At 66.4% G+C, this 19,843-nt stretch carries 19 protein-coding genes; 14 read left to right on the top strand and 5 right to left on the bottom strand.

The annotated features are described in order from the left end of the window. Positions 1-21: 21 nt before the first annotated feature. The gene (locus tag ACQKLX_RS07025) at positions 22-855 is read right to left on the bottom strand and encodes an MBL fold metallo-hydrolase (protein ID WP_427360746.1); all 834 of its coding nucleotides are present in this window, start codon (positions 853-855) and stop codon (positions 22-24) included. A 94-nt stretch (positions 856-949) separates the two neighbouring features. On the opposite strand from ACQKLX_RS07025, the gene ACQKLX_RS07020 reads away from it, so the two are divergent. Next, positions 950-1,564: a TetR/AcrR family transcriptional regulator gene (locus tag ACQKLX_RS07020; protein ID WP_427361129.1), complete on the top strand. Its 615-nt coding sequence runs from the start codon at positions 950-952 to the stop codon at positions 1,562-1,564. Positions 1,565-1,641: 77 nt separating this feature from the next. After that, the gene (locus ACQKLX_RS07015; protein ID WP_427360744.1) at positions 1,642-3,219 is read left to right on the top strand and encodes an OpgD/OpgG family glucan biosynthesis protein; all 1,578 of its coding nucleotides are present in this window, start codon (positions 1,642-1,644) and stop codon (positions 3,217-3,219) included. Between the two features lie 7 nt (positions 3,220-3,226). Here the strand turns inward: ACQKLX_RS07015 and ACQKLX_RS07010 are convergent, their stop codons facing one another. Further along, a complete protein-coding gene (locus ACQKLX_RS07010; protein ID WP_427360742.1) occupies positions 3,227-3,655 on the bottom strand; it encodes a RidA family protein in 429 nt (142 codons plus the stop codon). A 172-nt stretch (positions 3,656-3,827) separates the two neighbouring features. Between ACQKLX_RS07010 and ACQKLX_RS07005 the strand changes: the two genes are divergently transcribed. Further along, positions 3,828-4,541, top strand: a complete 714-nt coding sequence (locus tag ACQKLX_RS07005; RefSeq protein ID WP_427360740.1) for an AprI/Inh family metalloprotease inhibitor — start codon at positions 3,828-3,830, stop codon at positions 4,539-4,541. Between the two features lie 20 nt (positions 4,542-4,561). Here ACQKLX_RS07005 and ACQKLX_RS07000 read toward each other — a convergent pair whose 3' ends face one another. Both ACQKLX_RS07000 and ACQKLX_RS06995 read right to left on the bottom strand, forming a co-directional pair. Then, entirely contained in the window at positions 4,562-5,179 is a 618-nt protein-coding gene (locus ACQKLX_RS07000; protein WP_427360738.1) for a GNAT family N-acetyltransferase, read from the bottom strand. A 161-nt stretch (positions 5,180-5,340) separates the two neighbouring features. Next, on the bottom strand, positions 5,341-5,937 hold the full coding sequence (locus ACQKLX_RS06995; RefSeq protein WP_427360736.1) for a LysE family translocator: 597 nt from the start codon (positions 5,935-5,937) through the stop codon (positions 5,341-5,343). Positions 5,938-6,025: 88 nt separating this feature from the next. Between ACQKLX_RS06995 and ACQKLX_RS06990 the strand changes: the two genes are divergently transcribed. From ACQKLX_RS06990 to lpdA, 11 genes are all read left to right on the top strand, one after another. Further along, positions 6,026-6,898, top strand: coding sequence for a LysR family transcriptional regulator (locus ACQKLX_RS06990; RefSeq protein WP_427360734.1), 873 nt, complete (start codon positions 6,026-6,028; stop codon positions 6,896-6,898). Between the two features lie 80 nt (positions 6,899-6,978). Further along, positions 6,979-8,157 carry a cell division protein ZapE gene (gene zapE, locus ACQKLX_RS06985; RefSeq protein WP_427360732.1) on the top strand — a complete coding sequence of 393 codons (1,179 nt, stop codon included), beginning with the start codon at positions 6,979-6,981 and terminating at the stop codon, positions 8,155-8,157. A 2-nt stretch (positions 8,158-8,159) separates the two neighbouring features. Then, a complete protein-coding gene (locus ACQKLX_RS06980) occupies positions 8,160-8,762 on the top strand; it encodes a TetR/AcrR family transcriptional regulator (RefSeq protein ID WP_427360730.1) in 603 nt (200 codons plus the stop codon). A gap of 245 nt (positions 8,763-9,007) precedes the next feature. After that, positions 9,008-9,970 (top strand): malate dehydrogenase, encoded by a 963-nt coding sequence (gene mdh / locus ACQKLX_RS06975; protein WP_291680556.1) that lies wholly within the window; start codon positions 9,008-9,010, stop codon positions 9,968-9,970. Positions 9,971-10,055: 85 nt separating this feature from the next. After that, positions 10,056-11,252 (top strand): ADP-forming succinate--CoA ligase subunit beta, encoded by a 1,197-nt coding sequence (sucC, locus tag ACQKLX_RS06970; protein WP_427360728.1) that lies wholly within the window; start codon positions 10,056-10,058, stop codon positions 11,250-11,252. Positions 11,253-11,261: 9 nt separating this feature from the next. Continuing rightward, positions 11,262-12,146, top strand: a complete 885-nt coding sequence (sucD, locus tag ACQKLX_RS06965; protein ID WP_427360727.1) for a succinate--CoA ligase subunit alpha — start codon at positions 11,262-11,264, stop codon at positions 12,144-12,146. Positions 12,147-12,291: 145 nt separating this feature from the next. After that, positions 12,292-15,249: a 2-oxoglutarate dehydrogenase E1 component gene (locus ACQKLX_RS06960; RefSeq protein ID WP_427360725.1), complete on the top strand. Its 2,958-nt coding sequence runs from the start codon at positions 12,292-12,294 to the stop codon at positions 15,247-15,249. Positions 15,250-15,288: 39 nt separating this feature from the next. Beyond that, a complete protein-coding gene (odhB, locus tag ACQKLX_RS06955; RefSeq protein WP_427360723.1) occupies positions 15,289-16,509 on the top strand; it encodes a 2-oxoglutarate dehydrogenase complex dihydrolipoyllysine-residue succinyltransferase in 1,221 nt (406 codons plus the stop codon). 12 nt (positions 16,510-16,521) lie between these two features. Continuing rightward, on the top strand, positions 16,522-16,905 hold the full coding sequence (locus ACQKLX_RS06950) for an MAPEG family protein (protein WP_427360721.1): 384 nt from the start codon (positions 16,522-16,524) through the stop codon (positions 16,903-16,905). A 20-nt stretch (positions 16,906-16,925) separates the two neighbouring features. Further along, the gene (locus ACQKLX_RS06945) at positions 16,926-17,354 is read left to right on the top strand and encodes a VOC family protein (RefSeq protein WP_427360719.1); all 429 of its coding nucleotides are present in this window, start codon (positions 16,926-16,928) and stop codon (positions 17,352-17,354) included. 21 nt (positions 17,355-17,375) lie between these two features. Continuing rightward, positions 17,376-18,776 (top strand): dihydrolipoyl dehydrogenase, encoded by a 1,401-nt coding sequence (gene lpdA, locus ACQKLX_RS06940; protein ID WP_427360717.1) that lies wholly within the window; start codon positions 17,376-17,378, stop codon positions 18,774-18,776. Positions 18,777-18,894: 118 nt separating this feature from the next. Here lpdA and folD read toward each other — a convergent pair whose 3' ends face one another. Continuing rightward, on the bottom strand, positions 18,895-19,749 hold the full coding sequence (gene folD, locus ACQKLX_RS06935; RefSeq protein ID WP_427360715.1) for a bifunctional methylenetetrahydrofolate dehydrogenase/methenyltetrahydrofolate cyclohydrolase FolD: 855 nt from the start codon (positions 19,747-19,749) through the stop codon (positions 18,895-18,897). Between the last annotated feature and the right edge of the window lie 94 nt (positions 19,750-19,843).

Genomic DNA, 19,843 nt, shown 5'->3' with positions numbered 1-19,843 from the left:
TCGGCTGAGGCGGGGAGGCCGTCAGCGCATCGGCTCCCTGGCGCGAAGCCGCGCCGGAGCGAGCGGGTCATGCGCCGGCAGCAGCACCGTCCGCTCGTGGGCGGCGAACTGCTTGATCGTGCGCAGCGTCGCCAGCGCGGTCGCCGGATCGTTGGTGACCCCGTCCGTCTTTTCGGCGAGCAGGTTGTCCTGGGAATAGGTCGCGTCGCCGGCGAGGAAGTAGGTCACGTCGTCGTCGCGGACGACGACCGCGACATGGCCGGCGACATGGCCCGGCGTCGGAACAAGCAGGATCCGGCCGTCCCGGGTGATCGGGTGCGAGGCCGGGAAAGGACCGATCGGCGGCCCGTCCATCGCGACGAGCTCGGGCTCCAGCCAGACCGGCCAGCGCTGCGGCAGGCAGCCCATCATCATGCCGCGCAGGCCGGTCGAGACCGCGTAATTATCGCGCGGGCCGATGATCCGGCTATGCGGGAAGTGGTCGAGCCCGCCAGTGTGGTCATGGTGGAAATGGGTCAGGATGACCGTGCTGATATCGGCCGGGTCGATCCCCTGGGCGAGCAGGCGGGGGCCGATCTCCTCATGCGGGGCGACCTTGATCGAGACCTGCTTGTAGAACGGGTTCCAGCCAGGGAGGTAGCCCGGCACCGAGTTGCGCCAGGTGTCGCCGGTGTCGACCAGGAAGCGTCCCTCGGGGTGCTCGATCAGGTAGCAGAGGATCGGCAGCGGCTCGACCCAGTTGCGGTCGCGGAAAATGTCGAGCTTGAGCCCGACAGGGCCGCGGTCGTCGCGGCCGGTGCGCTGGGCGGTCTTCATCCGGGCCTTGCCGGTCTCGACGGCGGTGATCCTGATCATCTCGACTCCAATTAAAAAAGAACGGCTATTCGTTTTTTATAAGGCAGGAGTTCGACGCCTTGTAAAGAGGGAGCGTTCGTTTTATTTGGTAGGCATGCCGAAAATCAGCGATGAGAAGCGGGCTGCGCGCCGAGCCCAGATCCTCGAGGCAGCCTGGAGCTGTTTTCAGAGGGAAGGGCTGCACGCCACGACGATGGACGACATCATCCGTGCCAGCGGGCTGTCGGCCGGCGCGGTCTATTCCTACTACCCGAGCAAGGACGAGCTGATCATGGCGGCGGTGACGACCTCGCTCACCGAGTTGAGCGGGCTGATCGCGCCGATCCTGATGGCCGAGCCGCCTTTGCCGCCGCAGCGGTTGCTGGGCGAGGTGACGGCGGCGATCGAGCGCTTCACCGTGCGCAAGGACTACGACCTCAAGCGGATCGCGCTGCTCGGCTGGACCGAGGCCCAGCGCAACGAGCTGCTTCGGCAGACTATGCGCGGCTATTACGCCATGGTGCGCGGACAGCTCGAGCGGGTGGCGACAGGTTGGCAGCGTGCGGGGCAGGCGGCTCCGGAGACCCCGGCGAAGGAGGTCGCCAAGCTGATCCTCTCGATTCTTTTCGGCTTCGTCGTCCAGGCCGCGATCCTCGGCGATGTCGCGCCCGAGGAGGTCGCAGCAGGTCTTGCCGGCCTCAGCCTGACGGATGTCGCGACAGCGCCCTAGACCAGCCCCATTTCATCGCCTAAGTCGTTGGCGTAGCGCGCCTTCGCGCGCCTATTTCGACGGGGCAAGTTTCGATTATGGCCGTTACCGATCGCCGCCGGGTTCTCGCCGGGCTGAGCGCAGCCCTGTGCGCCACCGCCGCGCCGCAGGCGTTGCTGGCGCAGCAGCCGGAGCAGGCGCCACCGCAGCCGCGATTCGGCTTCGAGGAGGTGGCGCGCCGGGCCCGCGAGATCGCCGCGGTGCCTTATGAAGCAGGGCCGGCGCTGCCAGAGGCGCTGACGCGGCTCGATTTCGACGCCTGGCGCGAAATCCGCTTCCGGCCCGAGCGGGCGCTGCTCGCCCAGTCGAATTCCGGCTTCCGCATGCAGATGTTCCACCCCGGCTTCCTGTTCACGCGGCCGGTGACGGTGAACGTGATCCGCGACGGCGTGCCGATGCCGGTGCCCTATGCGGCCAATCTCTTCGACTACGGGCGCACCAAGTTCGAGAAGCCCCTGCCGGTCAATCTCGGCTTCGCCGGCTTCCGGCTGCACTATCCACTCAACGACCCCCGTGTTTTCGACGAGCTGATCTCCTTCATCGGCGCCAGCTATTTCCGCGTGCTCGGGCGCGGCCAGCGTTATGGCCTCTCGGCGCGCGGCCTTTCGATCGGTGCCGGCGTGCCGGGTGGCGAGGAATTTCCGGTCTTCCGCGAATTCTGGGTCGAGACGCCGGCGGCCGATGCCGACCGCGTCACCGTTTATGCGCTGCTCGATTCGCCTTCTGTCGCCGGCGCCTATCGCTTTCATATCTATCCGGACGGTGACAGCGTGGTTGATGTCGGTGCCGCACTGTTCCCGCGCAAGCCGATCGACAAGCTCGGCCTGGCGCCGCTGACCTCGATGTTCTTCACCGGCGAGAACGACCGGCGCTTCCATGACGATTTCCGCACCGAGCTGCACGATTCCGACGGGCTGCTGATCCATTCCAGTACCGGCGAGTGGATCTGGCGTCCCCTGCGTAATGCCCGCGTTCCGGCGGCCTCTTCCTTCGTCGAGCGCAATGTGCGGGGCTTCGGCCTGATGCAGCGCGACCGCGTCTTCGAGCACTATCAGGACCTCGACCTCAACTATGAGCTCAGGCCGTCCTACTGGATCGAGCCGCAGGGCGACTGGGGCGAGGGTGTGGTCGAGCTGATCGAGTTGCCGACCACCGACGAGACCAACGACAACATCGTCGCACTCTGGGCGCCGAAGCTGGCGCTGGAGCCGGGCCGCGAGTTCCGCTTCGGCTACAAGCTCACCGCGATGCTCGATTCCAGCGATCTGCATCCGGGTGGGCGAGCGATCAATACCTACCAGGCCAAGCCCAAGGCGCTCGGCTCGGGCGAGGCGGTGACGGAGAATACAAGGCGCTTCATCGTCGACTTCGCCGGCGGCGATCTCGGCTACTATCTGAAGCAGCCAGAAAAGGTCGAGATCGTGCCCTCGATCGCCTATGGCCGGATCAACCGCGCCTTCCTGGTGCCGAACCCGAAGACGGAGGGCTTCCGCGCCTTCATCGACATCGTGGTCGAGCCGGGCCAGCTCGCCGAGATGCGCGCCTTCCTGAAGAGCGGCAGCAAGACGCTGACCGAGACCTGGAGCTTCCCGTGGCGGGCGCCCGACGCGAGCTGACGGCCTGCTAGAACTGCGGCGCGCTCGCGCTGCGCGACGGCTTGCGCCGCTTCTCGGGAGCAGCGGCGACGACTTCGATCTCGACCTTGAACTCCGGCAGGGTGAAGCCGGAGACGATCATCAAGGTCGAGGCCGGCGGCGGCGTGCCGACATGGGCATCGCGCGATTCCATATAGCCCTTCATATGGGCGCGGTCGGTGACATAGGCGTTGATACGGACGATGTCCTTCAGCGCCATGCCGGCTTCGCCCAGGATCGCCGCGATGTTGGCGAAGCAGAGATCGGCCTGTTCCCGGACGCCCTCGGGGATCGTACCGTCGGCGGCGATGCCGAGCTGGCCGGAGCAGAACACCAGCCGCTGGCCGGCCGGCAGCTCGGTGCCGTGGCTGTAGCGGGCGAAGGGAGCGCGGATCGAAGAGGGGTTGAGCGGCTTCATTTGATGGTCCGGAAAGCGGGGCACTCTTCTGCCACGTCGCTCGCGCGCTGCAAAACCATGTCAGGACTTGACCAACGCCTCTTTTGCAGCCTTGAACGCGCTCATGCCACGTTCAGGCGACAGGTTTCACAGTGCTCCAGGTGGCCGAGCTATCGAGATGACGGGGATGAGCTTGAGGACTTCTGCGTTGCTGCGGGCCGCGAGCCTGCTGCCTCTCCTGTTGCTGACCGCCTGCGCGGGTTCGCAACGGTTCGGCGGGTATGGCTCGGGCCAGGCCGTCGCCCGCGCGCCGGCCTATGGCGAGCCGATGCAGTCGGCGCCGCCGATCCAGTCGGCCCCGGTCACCTCCGAGCCGCTGCCACCGCCGGGCGGCTATCCGAGCGCGCCGCCGCAAGCGGGGGGGTACCCGGCCAGCGGACCCGCCCCCGGCGCAGGCGGCATGCCGCCCCAGAACGATCCTTACTTTGACCCCCAGGCGGGACAGCCTGGGCAGCAACCACCGGTGCAGCAACAGCGCCCGGTCGAGCCGGCGCCGCCACAGGTCGCCAACGCCAACCCCGGCGCAACGCCGGGTGGCGGCTCGACACGCTCCGGTTCGGTCTCGAACCGCGACGGCGTGATCGGCAACTGGACGGCGCAGGAGGCGACCGGTGGTTCCTGCCGGGTACAGCTCTCGAGCTCGCCCTCGCTCGACCTCTACCGCGCCAATGCCACGGGCTGCAGCAATCGCGACCTGCAGCAGGTCAATGCCTGGGATTATCGTGACGGCGAGGTCTACCTCTACCAGCGCGGCGGCTCGGTGGTGGCGCGTCTGCGCGTCGGCAGCGCCGGCACCATGAACGGAGCAATCACGAAATCGGGCGCCGGGCTCTCGATGAATCGCTAGAGCGCGGCGCCCGTTCTTGGTCAGTGTCGCGAGGCGGTCCGGCCGAACAGGGCCTGCGGCCAGAACTTGCGCTGCAGCGAGAGCGACAGGGTCGCGAAGCTGCGGGCATTGTCGAGCGCCTCGTCGAGCAAGGTGAACGGCGTCGGTGCGCCGGTGGCGATTCGGCCTTCGACGTCGGCGTAACCACCGACCATCTCGGCCTCGAACTTGCGCGCGAGATTCCGCATCGCCGCGTTCTCGGGCAGGCAGGTCATATAGAGCGTGCGGATATTGCGGTTGCGCGCCGCCGTCATCAGGCGGCCGAACAGCTCCCCGCCGATGCCGCGCCGGCGCCAGTCGCGCTCGACGCTGAAGGCGGCCTCGCCGGTCTGGATGATGATTTCCTCCAGCCCGCGCAGCTCCGCGGCGCCACGGACCTCGCCGGCCTCGACATAGGCGTAGACGAGCCCGCCGATGCCGAAGGTGGTCTCGGCGTAAGCACGAAGAAAATCATCGGTGACCGCCGTCCCGAAACGCTCACGCCGCGTGGCGGCGTCGAGACGAAGCAGATGGGCGGTGAAGAGGTCGCGCTCGGCAGGCCAGAGACGCCTGACCTCGCCGTGCCTGGCCTTGGCGCCAGACTTGATCGAACGATTCAATTGCAGCTCCTGTGAAAGCGCGGTTGCGCTGCCCAAAGGAGGCGTGTCTTCCCTAACTCGGAGAGCAAGATGCGCTCGCGATCTGGGAATGCAAGAGGCGCGATTGCGGCAATTTACGGCTAAATGCCTGTAAAACTGGCGGAAATGGTTAAGACTGCGCGCTAACGCCACATTGTGAGGATCGAGGTGGCGAGCGCCAGAGCCAGCGCAATGTTGAGTACGCGCCATTGCCAGGCCTGCCGCAGGAGCCGAGCCAGAAGCAGGCCTGCGACGCACCAGAGCATCAGCGACAGCAAGGCGAGAACGCCGAAGACGGCGCCGAGCAGGGCGGCGAGCTCTCCTGCGCCGCGGGCAAGCTCGCCGAAGGAGGCCGCGGCACCGAGCGTGACCGCCCAACCCTTGGGGTTCTGCAGCTGGATCCAGAGCGCGCCGAGAAAGCTGGTCGGCTTGGCAATGCTCCGGTCGAGATGCGGCGGGCCGCTTCGCCCGATCTTGATGGCAAGCCAGAGAAGATAGGCGGAGCCGGCGAGCTTCATCACCAGTTCGAGCGAAGGCATTGCCAGAAGCAGGCTCGCAAGGCCGGCCGCCGCGGCGGTCGCCATCGCCATCACGCCGATCGTGACGCCGATCATGAAGGGCAAGGAGCGGCGAAAGCCGAAATGGGCGCCAGAGGCGGTGGCGAGCGTGGTAGTGGCACCCGGCGTCACCATCGCGGCGGCAGCGAAGGCGATGAGCGGTAGGGTCTGATCTGGTGACATGGATGGCTCCGGGCGGGAGCCATGGAATTAGGCGTGTCAGCTGGATGATAAAAACGAATGTTGAAGTGAAATGGCATTACGATTCATAATGCTGATCATGCGCAATCTCGACCTCGAACTGATCCGGGCCTTCGTCGCGGTCGCCGACCATGGCAGCATGACCATCGCCGGCAACGTGCTGCACCTGACACAGAGCGCCGTCAGCCAGCAGATCATGCGGTTGGAGCGGCGGCTCGGGCAGGGCCTGTTCCTGCGCGAGCGGCGCGGGCTGAAGCTGACAGCCTCGGGCGACCGCCTCCTCGCCAAGGCGCGCCGGCTGATCGGCCTCAACGATGAGATCTGGGCAGAGATGACGACGGGCTGCACCGGGACGGTGCGGCTCGGCGTGCCCTATGATCTTGTCGGCACCGGTCTCGCGCCGATCCTGAAGGGCTTCGCCGAGGCGAGCCCTTTGGTCGAGATCTCTCTGGTCTGCGCTTCCTCGCCGCAACTGCTCGAGGCGCTCGGCAAGGGCGAGGTCGATCTTGCCCTGGTGGAACAGCCGCTCGCGGCAGCGGGCGGCGAATGCCTCGGCATCGAACGGCTGGTCTGGGTCGGCGCCAGGGCCGGCGCTGCCTATTTGAAACAGCCGCTGCCGCTCTCGCTCGTCGCCGATAGCTGCGCCTTCCGGCCTGCGGTGACCGCAGCGCTCGACGAGCGGGGGCGCGCCTGGCGTTCCGTCTTCGAGAACGGCAATATCGATGCGACGACCGCAACGGTCAGGACCGACCTCGCCGTCACCGCCTGGCTCGCCTGCACGGTGCCGCCCGATCTCGATATTCTTGGGTCATCGGAAGGCCTGCCCGAGCTGCCGCCCTTTGCGATCACGCTGCATCTGTCGCGCTCGCAGCCCTCGGAAGCGACGCGCGAGCTTGCCCGCCATCTGCGCGCCGGCTGGCAGCGCCCGCGGCAGGCCGCATAGCGCGGCGGCCTTGCCGAGGGTTGCAGGTCGGGCCGCCCTGCCGTAACCCGAAAGGCGACATCTCTTCCTGCCTCGAAGCCATGCCCGCCACGCTCCCCGAACGTTATGACGCCCTGGTCGCCTCGGGTGCGATCGAGCGCGATCCGGCGCAGGTCGCCGTCGTCAGGCGGCTTCAGGCGTTGTCCGAGACGCTTGCCAGTCGCAAGCTCGCGAAGAAGAGCAGCGCGCTGGGCTGGCTGTTTGGCCGGAAGCAGCCGGCGGCGGACGCGGTCAAGGGGCTTTACATCTGGGGCTCGGTCGGCCGCGGCAAGACCATGCTGATGGACCTGTTCTACGAGACGGTGCCGGTCGCGGCGCGCCGGCGCGTGCATTTTCACGCCTTCATGGCCGATGTGCATGAACGCATCCATGCCTACCGCCAGGCGCTCAAGGCCGGCAAGGTCAAGGAGCCGGACCCGATCGGGCCGGTAGCGGCCGAGCTGGCGGAGGAGGCGAGCCTGCTCTGCTTCGACGAGTTCACCGTCACCGATATCGCCGACGCGATGATTCTCGGGCGGCTGTTCACCAGGCTGTTCGCCGATGGCGTCACGGTGGTCGCGACCTCCAATGTCGAGCCCTCGCGCCTCTACGAGGGCGGGCTCAACCGCGCGCTTTTCCTGCCCTTCATCGAGCTGCTCGCCAGCAAGGTCGATGTGATCAAGCTGGAGGCGCGTACCGATTTCCGGCTGGAGAAGCTCGGCGGCGCGCCAACCTATCACGTGCCCGCCGACGACAAGGCGAAGGCTGCGCTCGACAAGGCCTTCAGCCAGCTCACCGGCGTGGCACAAGGGGCACCCGCGACCATCGCGATCAAGGGCCATGAGCTGAAGCTGCCACAGGCGGCGGGCGGCGTGGCGCGGGCCAGCTTCAAGGATCTCTGCGCCCAGGCCTATGGCGCCTCCGACTACCTCGCGCTCGCCCAGCACTTCCATACGCTGATCCTCGACGACATCCCGATCATGGACATGGAGCGGCGCAACGAGGCCAAGCGCTTCATCATCCTGGTCGACACGCTCTATGAGAGCCATGTGAAGCTCGTCGCCTCGGCGGCGGCGGAGCCGACCGGCCTCTATGTCGCGCAGAGCGGCCGCGAGGCTTTCGAGTTCGACCGGACGGTGTCGCGCCTGATCGAGATGCGCTCGGAGGAATATCTCGCCTTGCCGCATGGTCGGGCCGACTCGGCCGCGAGCGGCGACGCGACCGGGCTGGTGGAGACCTGAGCGTGGCGACGCCGCGCGAACCGAGCGAGATGCGCATTCTCGCGGTCGCCGGCGAGCATCTGCGCCAGCACGGCCTGCGCCGTTTCACCGTGGTCGCGGTGGCGGAAGAAGCGGGCATGACCCATGCCAATGTCTACCGCTACTTCCCTTCGCGCACGGCGCTGATCGACGCGGTGGTCGATGTCTGGCTGAAGGCGACCGAGCGCTCGCTCGCCGATATCGCCGACGGGCCCGACCCGGCTGACGACAAGCTTGAACGCCTGATCCTGGCACTCGCCAAGGCGAACCGCGACCTGCTGCATGAGGAGCCGCATCTGTTCGCGGCGCTGTCGCAGGCCGTGGCGAAGCGCCATGCGATCAGCCGGCGCAACCGCACCCGCGTCCGCGCCCTGTTCGAACGCGTGATCGATGACGGCATCGCCACGGGAGCCTTCGAGCCGCGCGATCGCGATCGCGCCATCGCCTTCGTGATCGACGCCACCCATCGTTTCATCCATCCTGCCGCGCTGGAACTGGAGGCGGATGTCCCGCAGGAATCGGTCGATGCCAGGCTTGCCACCCTGATCAGGGTGGCGCTGCGCACGCTCGCGACCGGTGTGATCTAAAAAAATGACAGATTTTGTAAAATGTAACTGCCCGTTTTGCCGGCAGGTTGACGGCACGTTTTCGTGAGCTAGCTTCTAACGAATTGGTTTTGCTGGGCATTCCGTGATCGGATGGCCAAATTCGCCGCTTGGGGACATTCCAATGTCCAATTTTGGACAGGGTTGAGCCCGAGAGCGGCTTGGGTCAAAGAACCCACGGCTTTTCGGCTTCACCTGCATTCGCATCCAACAACAAGGATTCGGCAATGGCCCGCAAGAAGATCGCCCTTATCGGCGCCGGACAGATCGGCGGCACGCTCGCGCACCTCGCGGGCCTCAAGGAGCTGGGCGACGTCGTCCTGTTCGATATCGCCGAGGGCATTCCCCAGGGCAAAGGCCTTGATATCGCCGAGTCCGCTCCGGTCGACGGCTTCGACGCCGGCTACAAGGGCACGAATTCCTACGAGGACATCAAGGGCGCCGACGTGATCATCGTCACCGCCGGCGTGCCGCGTAAGCCCGGCATGAGCCGCGACGATCTGATCGGCATCAACCTCAAGGTGATGAAGTCGGTCGGCGAGGGCATCAAGCAGTATGCCCCGAAGGCCTTCGTGATCTGCATCACCAACCCGCTCGACGCGATGGTCTGGGCCCTGCAGAAGTTCTCGGGCCTGAAGCCCAACATGATCTGCGGCATGGCCGGCGTGCTCGACTCGGCCCGCTTCCGCCACTTCCTCGCCGACGAGTTCAAGGTCTCGGTCAAGGACGTTTCGGCCTTCGTGCTCGGCGGCCACGGCGACGACATGGTGCCGCTGGTTCGTTACTCGGGCGTCGCCGGCATCCCGCTGCCCGACCTCGTCAAGATGAAGTGGACGACGCAGGAGCGTCTCGACGCCATCGTCGAGCGCACCCGCAAGGGCGGCGGCGAGATCGTCAACCTGCTTAAGACCGGCTCGGCCTTCTATGCCCCGGCCGCCTCGGCGATCGCCATGGCCGAGAGCTATCTCAAGGACCAGAAGCGCGTGCTGCCGGCGGCCGCCGCGCTCAAGGGCCAGTACGGCGTCAAGGACATGTTCGTCGGCGTGCCGGTGGTGATCGGCGCCAAGGGCGTCGAGCGGGTCGTCAAGATCCGCCTCAACGGCGCCGAGAAGGAGATGCTGGCCAAGTCGGTCGCCTCGGTCCAGAGCCTGATCGACGCCTGCAAGAGCATCGACGCGTCATTGGCGTGAGACAGACGGATGGCGTGATGGCCGGCGGCAACTTCGTCGGCCATCACACCATCGCCTCTCCCTTTACCGGCACAGGACATCAGGCATGAACATCCACGAATATCAGGGCAAGGCGGTTCTCAAGGAGTACGGCGCGCCCGTCTCCGCCGGCTTCCCGGCGCTATCGGTGGCGGAGGCCGTCGAGGCCGCGAAGAAGCTGCCCGGACCGCTCTATGTGGTGAAGAGCCAGATCCATGCCGGCGGGCGCGGCAAGGGCAAGTTCAAGGAACTGCCGGCCGACGCCAAGGGCGGCGTGCGCCTCGCCAAGTCGATCGAAGAGGTCGAGGCCCATGCCAAGGAAATGCTTGGCAACACGCTGGTGACGCTGCAGACCGGCCCGGCCGGCAAGCAGGTCAACCGCCTCTACATCGAGGATGGCTCGGACATCGCCAAGGAGTTCTACCTCTCGGCGCTGGTCGATCGCGAGACTTCGCGCATCGCCTTCGTGGTCTCGACCGAGGGCGGCATGGACATCGAGAAGGTGGCCCATGACACGCCTGAGAAGATCCTGACCTTCTCGGTCGATCCGGCGACCGGCATCATGCCACATCACGGCCGCACCGTCGCCAAGGCGCTCGGGCTTTCCGGCGACCAGGCCAAGCAGGCCGAGAAGGTGCTCGCGCAGATCTATGCCGCCTTCGTCGGCAAGGACATGGCCATGCTCGAGATCAATCCGCTGATCGTGACGACGCAGGGCCAGGTCAAGTGCCTCGACGCCAAGGTCTCGTTCGACTCGAACTCGCTCTATCGCCATCCCGAGCTGATGGAACTGCGTGACGAGACTGAGGAAGACGCCAAGGAGATCGAGGCGTCGAAATACGATCTCGCCTATATCGCGCTCGACGGCACGATCGGCTGCATGGTCAACGGCGCCGGCCTCGCCATGGCGACGCTCGACATCATCCAGCTCTACGGCGAAAGCCCCGCCAACTTCCTCGACGTCGGCGGCGGCGCCTCCGAGGAGAAGGTCACTGCGGCTTTCAAGATCATCACCGCCGACCCGAAGGTGAAGGGCATCCTGGTCAACATCTTCGGCGGCATTATGAAGTGCGACGTCATCGCCCGCGGCGTGATCGCGGCGGTGAAGGCGGTCGGCCTCGAAGTGCCGCTGGTGGTGCGCCTAGAAGGCACCAATGTCGAGGAAGGCAAGGAGATCATCCGGACCTCGGGCCTCAACGTCATCCCGGCCGATGATCTCGACGACGCCGCCCAGAAGATCGTGGCTGCGATCAAGAAGGCTTGAGGTAAACCAATGTCCATCCTGATCGACAAGAACACCAAGGTCATCTGCCAGGGCTTCACCGGCAAGAACGGCACCTTCCACTCCGAGCAGGCGATCGCCTATGGCACGCAGATGGTCGGCGGCACTTCGCCCGGCAAGGGCGGCTCGCTCCATCTCGGCCTGCCCGTCTTCGACACCGTCGCCGAGGCGCGCGAGAAGACCGGCGCCACCGCGTCTGTCGTCTATGTTCCGCCGCCAGGCGCGGCGGACGCGATCTGCGAGGCGATCGATGCTGAGATCCCGCTGGTGATCTGCATCACCGAGGGCATCCCGGTGCTTGACATGGTGCGCGTCAAGCGCTCGCTCTCCGGCTCGAAGACCCGGCTGATCGGGCCGAACTGCCCGGGCGTTGTCACTGCGGGTGAGTCGAAGATCGGCATCATGCCGGCCAATATCTTCAAGCCCGGCTCGGTCGGCATCGTTTCGCGGTCGGGCACGCTGACCTATGAGGCGGTGTTCCAGACCACGAACGAAGGTCTCGGCCAGACCACGGCCGTCGGCATCGGCGGCGACCCGGTCAAGGGCACCGAGTTCATCGACATGCTCGAGATGTTCCTCGCCGACGAGAAGACCAAGTCGATCGTGATGATCGGCGAGATCGGCGGCTCGGCCGAAGAAGACGCGGCGCAGTTCATCAAGGACGAGGCCAAGCGCGGGCGCAAGAAGCCGATGGTCGGCTTCATCGCCGGCCGTACGGCTCCTCCCGGCCGCCGCATGGGCCATGCCGGCGCGATCATCTCCGGCGGCAAGGGCGGCGCGGAAGACAAAATCGCGGCGATGGAAGCGGCCGGCATCCGGGTTTCGCCGTCGCCGGCGCGCCTTGGAAAGACCTTGGTCGAAGTATTGAAGGGCTGAGGAACGGGTCATTCCGGGACGCGCTGCAGGCGCGGGCCCGGAACCCATGAACACAAGTCGCGACAGCAAGGGTGCTGTCGCGGTTATGGATCCCGGGCTCCGGCTGCGCCGGCCCCGGGATGACGGAGAGGAAGGCAGGACGATCATGGCTCGCCAGGACATCAACGAGGCTCTCGCCCAGACGGGTTTCCTCTATGGCGGCAACGCGGCCTATATCGAGGATCTCTACGCCCGCTATCAGGCTGACCCCAAGTCGGTCGATCCGGAGTGGCAGGGCTTCTTCTCCGCGCTGAACGACGACAAGCAGGCGATCGTCGACAACGCCAAGGGCGCGTCCTGGAAGAAGTCGAACTGGCCGATCCCGGCCGGCGGCGAGCTGGTCTCGGCGCTCGACGGCAACTGGGCCGCGGTCGAGAAGGCTGTCGGCGAGAAGCTCGGCGCCAAGGCCAAGGCCGCCGGTGCGGCGCTGTCCGCCGCTGACGTCCAGCAGGCGACGCGCGACTCGGTGCGCGCAATCATGCTTATCCGCGCCTATCGCATGCGCGGTCATCTCCATGCCCAGCTCGACCCGCTTGGTATCGAGAGCCAGAAGGATCCGGAGGAGCTGTCGCCGGCGGCGTTCGGCTTCACCGAGGCCGATCTCGACCGCAAGATCTTCATCGACAACGTCCTTGGTCTGGAATTCGCCACCATCCGCGAGATGACGGCGATCCTGCAGCGGACCTATTGCCAGACGCTCGGCGTCGAGTTCATGCACATCTCCGATCCCGAGCAGAAGGCCTGGCTGCAGGAGCGGATCGAGGGACCGGACAAGGAGATCGCCTTCACCCGCGAAGGCAAGAAGGCGATCCTGAACAAGCTGGTCGAGGCCGAAGGCTTCGAGAAGTTCCTCGATCTCAAGTTCACCGGCACCAAGCGCTTCGGCCTCGATGGCGGCGAGTCGCTGATCCCGGCGCTGGAGCAGATCATCAAGCGCGGCGGCTCGCTCGGCGTGCGCGACATCGTCTTCGGCATGGCCCATCGCGGCCGCCTCAACGTGCTGACCCAGGTTCTGGGCAAGCCGCATCGCGCGCTGTTCCACGAGTTCAAGGGTGGCTCCTTCGCCCCCGATGACGTCGAGGGCTCTGGCGACGTCAAGTACCACCTCGGCGCGTCGAGCGACCGCGAGTTCGACGGCAACAATGTCCACGTCTCGCTGACCGCGAACCCCTCGCATCTCGAGATCGTCGATCCGGTCGTGCTCGGCAAGGTCCGCGCCAAGCAGGACCAGTTCGGCGACATCGTCGAGCGTTCCAAGGTGCTGCCGCTGCTGATCCATGGCGATGCCGCCTTCGCCGGCCAGGGCGTGGTCGCCGAATGCCTCGGCCTCTCCGGGCTGAAGGGCCACCGCACTGGCGGCTCGCTGCACTTCATCATCAACAACCAGATCGGCTTCACCACCTATCCGCGCTATTCGCGCTCCTCGCCCTATCCGTCCGACGTGGCGAAGATGGTCGAAGCCCCGGTCTTCCATGTGAACGGCGACGATCCGGAAGCGGTCGTCTTCGCCGCCAAGATCGCGATCGAGTTCCGGCAGAAGTTCCACAAGCCGGTCGTGATCGACATGTTCTGCTATCGCCGCTTCGGTCACAACGAAGGCGACGAGCCGGGCTTCACCCAGCCGCTGATGTACCGCAAGATCCGCGGCCACAAGTCGACGCTGGAGCTCTACAGCGCCAAGCTCGAGGCCGAGGGCGTGATCCAGCCGGGCGAGCTCGACCAGATGCGCGCCGCCTGGAAGGAGAAGCTCGAGGTCGAGTTCGATGCCGGCCAGGCCTTCAAGCCGAACAAGGCCGACTGGCTTGACGGCCGCTGGGCCGGCATGAAGGCGATCCGCGCCGACGAGGACGATCCGCGCCGCGGTGCCACCGGCGTGCCGGAAGCGACCCTGAAGGAGATCACCGAGCGGATCACCTCCGTTCCGGAAGGCTTCAACGTCCACAAGACGATTCAGCGCTTCCTCGACAACCGCCGCAAGGCGGTCGAGAGCGGGCAGGGGATCGACTGGGCGACGGCGGAAGCGCTCGCCTTCGGCTCTCTGCTGCTCGACGGCAACCCCGTGCGCCTCTCCGGCCAGGATTGCGAGCGCGGCACCTTCAGCCAGCGTCACTCCGTCCTGATCGACCAGGAGACCGAAGCTCGCCATACCTCGCTGAATGACATCCGCGAAGGCCAGGCGCGCTACGAGGTCATCAACTCGATGCTCTCGGAAGAGGCGGTGCTCGGCTTCGAATACGGCTACACCCTGTCGGAGCCGAACGCGCTGACGATGTGGGAGGCGCAATTCGGCGACTTCGCCAATGGCGCGCAGGTCGTGTTCGACCAGTTCATCTCCTCGGGCGAGCGCAAGTGGCTGCGCATGTCCGGCCTCGTCTGCCTGCTGCCGCACGGCTATGAGGGCCAGGGTCCGGAACATTCCTCGGCCCGCCTCGAGCGCTTCCTGCAGATGTGCGCCGAGGACAACATGCAGGTGGCGAACTGCTCGACCCCGGCGAGCTATTTCCACATCCTGCGCCGGCAGCTGAAGCGCGACTTCCGCAAGCCGCTGATCCTGATGACGCCGAAGTCGCTGCTGCGCCACAAGCGCTGCGTCTCCGACCTCAGCGAGCTGGCCGAGGGCTCGAGCTTCCACCGCGTGCTGCACGACGATGCCGAGCGCGGCAAGTCGACCACCAAGCTGGTCAAGGATTCGAAGATCCGCCGCGTCGTGCTCTGCTCGGGCAAGGTCTATTTCGACCTGCTGGAGGAGCGCGAGAAGCGCGGCATCGACGATGTCTATCTGATGCGCGTCGAGCAGCTCTATCCGTTCCCGCTGAAGTCGCTGGCGCAGGAGCTGGCGCGCTTCAAGAGCGCCGACGTCGTCTGGTGCCAGGAGGAGCCGAAGAACCAGGGTGCCTGGACCTTCGTCGAGCCCTATCTGGAGTGGGTGCTGGGCCATGCCGGCTCGAAGTCGAAGCGGCCGCGCTATGTCGGTCGCCCCGCCTCGGCCGCGACGGCGACCGGCTTGATGTCGAAGCACGTCGCCCAGCTCAACGCCTTCCTGGACGAGACCTTCGCGGTCTGACCCTACGCCTGATCTAAAAGACACGAGAAGAGGCCTGACATGGCGACCGAAATCCGCGTTCCGACCCTCGGCGAATCCGTCTCCGAGGCCACTATCGGCAAGTGGTTCAAGAAGCCCGGCGACGCGGTGAAGGCGGACGAGCCTTTGGTCGAGCTCGAGACCGACAAGGTGACGCTCGAAGTCAACGCGCCGGCCGCCGGCGTGCTCGGCGAGATCGTCGCCAAGGAAGGCGAGACGGTCGGCGTCAGCGCGCTGCTCGGCACCATCGCCGCCGGCGACGGCAAGGCCGCGGCCGCCCCGGCCAAGACCGAAGAGGCGCCGAAGCCGGCTCCCGCTCCTGCCGCCACCGCGCCGGCGACCAAGGCCGCCGATTCCGGCCCGGCCGTGGCGCGGCTCGCCGCCGAGAGCGGCGTCGATCCGTCCAAGGTCGCCGCCTCCGGCAAGGACGGCCGCGTCACCAAGGGCGACATGCTGGCTGCGATCGCGACCGGCCCGGCCGTCGCCGCTGCCGCGCCCGCCGCTCCGGTTCAGGTCCGGGCGCCGTCGGCCCCGGACGACGCCTCGCGTGAAGAGCGCGTGAAGATGACCAAGCTGCGCCAGACCATCGCGCGCCGCCTGAAGGAAGCCCAGACCAACGCCGCGATGCTGACCACCTTCAACGAGGTGGACATGACCAACGTCATGGCGCTGCGCAACCAGTACAAGGACGTGTTCGAGAAGAAGCACGGCGTGAAGCTCGGCTTCATGGGCTTCTTCGTGAAAGCCGCCGTGCAGGCGCTGAAGGAAATCCCGGCCGTCAACGCCGAGATCGACGGTACCGACATCGTCTACAAGAACTACTACCACATCGGCGTCGCCGTCGGCACCGACAAGGGCCTGGTCGTGCCGGTGGTGCGCGATGCGGACGAGCTCTCCATCGCCGGCGTCGAGAAGAAGATCGGCGAGTTCGGCAAGAAGGCCCGCGACGGCGCCCTCAAGATCGAGGAGATGCAGGGCGGCACCTTCACCATCTCGAATGGCGGCGTCTACGGCTCGCTGATGTCGACGCCGATCCTGAACGCGCCGCAATCGGCGATCCTGGGCATGCACAAGATCCAGGAGCGGCCGATGGTGGTCGGCGGCAAGATCGAGATCCGCCCGATGATGTATCTCGCGGTCAGCTACGATCACCGCATCATCGACGGCAAGGAAGCCGTGACCTTCCTGGTGCGCATCAAGGAGGGCCTGGAGGATCCGGCGCGCCTCGTGCTCGACCTCTGAGGACGCCAGCCCATGCTCTCGCTGATCGTCGCGAGCGTCGTCCTGCTCTTCGTCCATATCGGAGCGCAAGCGATCGCGGCGACCAGCGAACTGGGCTCGGCCTGGAATGCCGGGCCGCGCGATGAAGACGTGAGGCCGCAGGGCGTCGTCGCCGGGCGGGCCGAGCGGGCGCTTCGCAACTATCTGGAGACGTATCCGGCCTTCGCCGTGCTGGCCGTGGCGCTGATCGCGAGCGGTCGGGCCGATGGTATCGGCTTCATCGGCGGTGCGCTCTGGCTAGCAGCCCGCATCGTCTACATCCCGCTCTATCTCGCCGGCGTCCCGTACTGGCGCAGCCTGGTCTGGCTGGCGGCCGTGCTCGGGCTGGTGCTGATGGCGGCCCGCCTGCTGGTCTGACCTCGGAAGGAGGAGGGAGCATGGCCTTCGGACCCAATCCGCCGCTGATCCAGGCGCATATCTGCGTCAAGGGCGGTGAAGCGGCGATCGTCTTCTACGAGAAGGCTTTTGGCGCGCAGTGCACCTTCAAGGCGATGGCCGAGGATGGCGAGCGCGTGATGCATGCGAACCTCGCCATGTTCGGCAGCGAGGTGATGCTGCATGACGAATTCCCCGAGTTCGGCGGCGATGTCATGGCACCGAATTCGCGGAGCGGCGCTAGCATGACGATCAGCATCAATCTGCCGACGCCAGCCGATGTCGATGCCGCCATCGCCAGGGCCGCGGCTGCGGGCGCCGATGTCGTCATGCCGGCGAGCGATGTGTTCTGGGGCGCCCGCTATGGCCGCCTGCGCGATCCCTTCGGCCATCTCTGGGCCTTCAACGCGCCATTGGCGCAAAACTCATAAGAACTGACCGAAAGAGAGACCATGTCCTACGATCTTGTCGTCATCGGAACCGGCCCCGGCGGCTATGTCTGCGCCATCCGCGCCGCCCAGCTCGGCCTCAAGGTCGCGGTGGTCGAGAAGCGCAAGACGCATGGCGGCACCTGCCTCAACGTCGGCTGCATCCCCTCCAAGGCACTGCTGCACGCTTCGGAGATGTTCGAGGAGGCCGGCCATACTTTCCCGAGCCTCGGCATCACCGTCGGCAAGCCCAAGCTCGATCTGAAGCAGATGCTGGTCCACAAGCAGGAGACCATCGACGCCAACGTCAACGGCGTCGCCTTCCTGCTGAAGAAGAACAAGATCGATCCGTTCCACGGCACGGCCTCGATCCCGGCCGCCGGCAAGGTCCTCGTCACCGCCGAGGACGGCAAGACGCAGGAACTCGAGACCAAGAACATCGTCATTGCCACCGGCTCGGAATCGGCGGCGCTGCCGGGCGTTACGACCGATGAGAAGACGGTGGTGACCTCGACCGGCGCCCTGGAGCTCGCCTCCGTGCCGAAGGAGCTGCTGGTCGTCGGCGCCGGCGTGATCGGCCTCGAGATCGGCTCGGTCTGGGCTCGACTCGGCGCCAAGGTCACGGTCGTCGAGTTCCTCGACCGCATCCTGCCCGGCATGGACGACGAGATCGCCAAGCAGTTCCAGCGCATCCTGCAGAAGCAGGGCTTCACCTTCCATCTCGGCTCGAAGGTCACCAAGGTCGACGTGGCCAAGAAGGGCGGTGCCACCGTCACCGTCGAGCCGGCCGCGGGCGGCGAGGCCAAGACGCTGAACGCCGACATCGTCCTGGTCGCGATCGGCCGCCGCCCGAATACGGACGGACTGGGGCTCGACAAAGCCGGTGTCGCGACCGAGCGCGGCCGCGTCATCATCGACGATCACTTCAAGACCAATGTCGACGGCATCTACGCGATCGGCGACGTGGTGCGCGGGCCGATGCTGGCGCACAAAGCCGAGGATGAGGGCGTCGCCGTCGCCGAGATCCTTGCCGGCAAGCATGGCCATGTGAATTACGATGCCATTCCCGGCATCGTCTACACCGCCCCCGAGGTCGCCGCGATCGGCAAGACCGAGGAGGAGCTCAAGGCGGCGGGCATCGCCTACAAGGTCGGCAAGTTCCCGTTCACGGCCAATGGCCGGGCGCGGGCGATGCGGCACACCGACGGCTTCGTCAAGTTCCTCGCGGACGCGACGACCGACCGTGTGCTCGGCTGCCACATCATCGGCCCGCATGCCGGCGACCTCATCGCTGAGGTGACCGTGCTGATGGAGTTCGGCGGCTCTGCCGAGGACCTCGCCCGCACCTGTCACGCCCATCCGACGCTGGCCGAGGCGGTCAAGGAAGCGGCGCTCGCCGTCGACAAGCGCCCGATCCATATGTGATCGGGGTATGCGCGTCATTCTCGGGCGGCGCTCCGCGCCGACCCGGGAATCTCGTGCAGAAAAAGGCGCCTTCTCGTCCTAAGATGGTCGGGTCAAGCCCGGCCATGACGTGGTTCTATCACCCCCGCCGGGCGCGATAGGCCGTCAGCGTGTTGCGCAGCAGGCAGGCGATCGTCATCGGGCCGACGCCGCCGGGAACCGGGGTGATCGCGCCTGCGACTTCTACCGCCTCGGCATAGTCGACATCGCCGGCGAGCTTGCCGTCGGGCATGCGGTTGATGCCGACATCGATCACCGTGGCGCCGGGCTTGATCCAGTCGCCCTTGACCATGCGCGGGCGCCCGACCGCCGCGACGACGATGTCTGCGCGCTTCACCACGGCCGGCAGGTCGCGCGTGCGCGAATGGGCGATGGTGACGGTGCAGTCGGCCTGCAGCAGCAGTTGCGCGACTGGGCGTCCGACCAGTTCCGAGCGGCCGATGACGACCGCTTCCAGCCCCGACAGCGAAGGCAGCGCCTGCTTCAGCAGCAACATGCAGCCGAGCGGCGTGCAGGGCACGAGGCCGTTCTTGCCGCCGGCGAGCAGGCCGGCATTGATCGGATGGAGGCCGTCGACATCCTTGGCGGGGTCGATCGCGTCGATGATGCGGCCGGTGTCGATATGCTTCGGCAAGGGCAGCTGGACCAGGATGCCGTCGACGCCGTCATCGGCATTGAGCTCGGCGATCTTGGCGAGCAGCGCCGCTTCGGTCGTCTCCGCCGGCAGGCGGTGCGCGACCGACTTCATGCCGATCTCGGCCGCGAGCTTCTCCTTCGAAGCGACATAGACCTTGCTGGCCGGATCCTCGCCGACGAGGACGACGTGCAGTCCGGGCACGGGCTTGCCGGCGGCCTTGAGCGCTGCGACCTCGCGGCCGATCTCGTCTCGAAGCTCCGCCGCTGCCGTCTTGCCGTCGATGATGCGTGCCGTCATGACCAGCTCCTTGGTGAGGCACCGGATCGAAAAGCGGATTCCAGTTTCCGGTTTGATGCCCTGCGCCGCTCTCTTGCTGCATTGCGACAGAACG

Origin of the sequence: Allobosea sp. NPDC003192, from assembly GCF_050275675.1 — a bacterium.
Lineage (GTDB): Bacteria > Pseudomonadota > Alphaproteobacteria > Rhizobiales > Beijerinckiaceae > Allobosea.
Note: the sequence above shows the minus strand (reverse complement) of the source record. Positions and strands in the feature narration are given on the sequence as shown.

Excerpts from the sequence above, each read along its gene's own strand:
- ACQKLX_RS07025 (WP_427360746.1), bottom strand. The coding sequence starts at position 855 with ATGATCAGGATCACCGCCGTCGAGACCGGCAAGGCCCGGATGAAGACC.
- ACQKLX_RS07020 (WP_427361129.1), top strand. The coding sequence starts at position 950 with ATGCCGAAAATCAGCGATGAGAAGCGGGCTGCGCGCCGAGCCCAGATC.
- sucD (WP_427360727.1), top strand. The coding sequence starts at position 11,262 with ATGTCCATCCTGATCGACAAGAACACCAAGGTCATCTGCCAGGGCTTC.
- folD (WP_427360715.1), bottom strand. The coding sequence starts at position 19,749 with ATGACGGCACGCATCATCGACGGCAAGACGGCAGCGGCGGAGCTTCGA.
- odhB (WP_427360723.1), top strand. The coding sequence starts at position 15,289 with ATGGCGACCGAAATCCGCGTTCCGACCCTCGGCGAATCCGTCTCCGAG.
- mdh (WP_291680556.1), top strand. The coding sequence starts at position 9,008 with ATGGCCCGCAAGAAGATCGCCCTTATCGGCGCCGGACAGATCGGCGGC.
- ACQKLX_RS06945 (WP_427360719.1), top strand. The coding sequence starts at position 16,926 with ATGGCCTTCGGACCCAATCCGCCGCTGATCCAGGCGCATATCTGCGTC.
- zapE (WP_427360732.1), top strand. The coding sequence starts at position 6,979 with ATGCCCGCCACGCTCCCCGAACGTTATGACGCCCTGGTCGCCTCGGGT.
- ACQKLX_RS07010 (WP_427360742.1), bottom strand. The coding sequence starts at position 3,655 with ATGAAGCCGCTCAACCCCTCTTCGATCCGCGCTCCCTTCGCCCGCTAC.
- sucC (WP_427360728.1), top strand. The coding sequence starts at position 10,056 with ATGAACATCCACGAATATCAGGGCAAGGCGGTTCTCAAGGAGTACGGC.
- lpdA (WP_427360717.1), top strand. The coding sequence starts at position 17,376 with ATGTCCTACGATCTTGTCGTCATCGGAACCGGCCCCGGCGGCTATGTC.
- ACQKLX_RS06960 (WP_427360725.1), top strand. The coding sequence starts at position 12,292 with ATGGCTCGCCAGGACATCAACGAGGCTCTCGCCCAGACGGGTTTCCTC.
- ACQKLX_RS06950 (WP_427360721.1), top strand. The coding sequence starts at position 16,522 with ATGCTCTCGCTGATCGTCGCGAGCGTCGTCCTGCTCTTCGTCCATATC.
- ACQKLX_RS06995 (WP_427360736.1), bottom strand. The coding sequence starts at position 5,937 with ATGTCACCAGATCAGACCCTACCGCTCATCGCCTTCGCTGCCGCCGCG.
- ACQKLX_RS07015 (WP_427360744.1), top strand. The coding sequence starts at position 1,642 with ATGGCCGTTACCGATCGCCGCCGGGTTCTCGCCGGGCTGAGCGCAGCC.
- ACQKLX_RS06990 (WP_427360734.1), top strand. The coding sequence starts at position 6,026 with ATGCTGATCATGCGCAATCTCGACCTCGAACTGATCCGGGCCTTCGTC.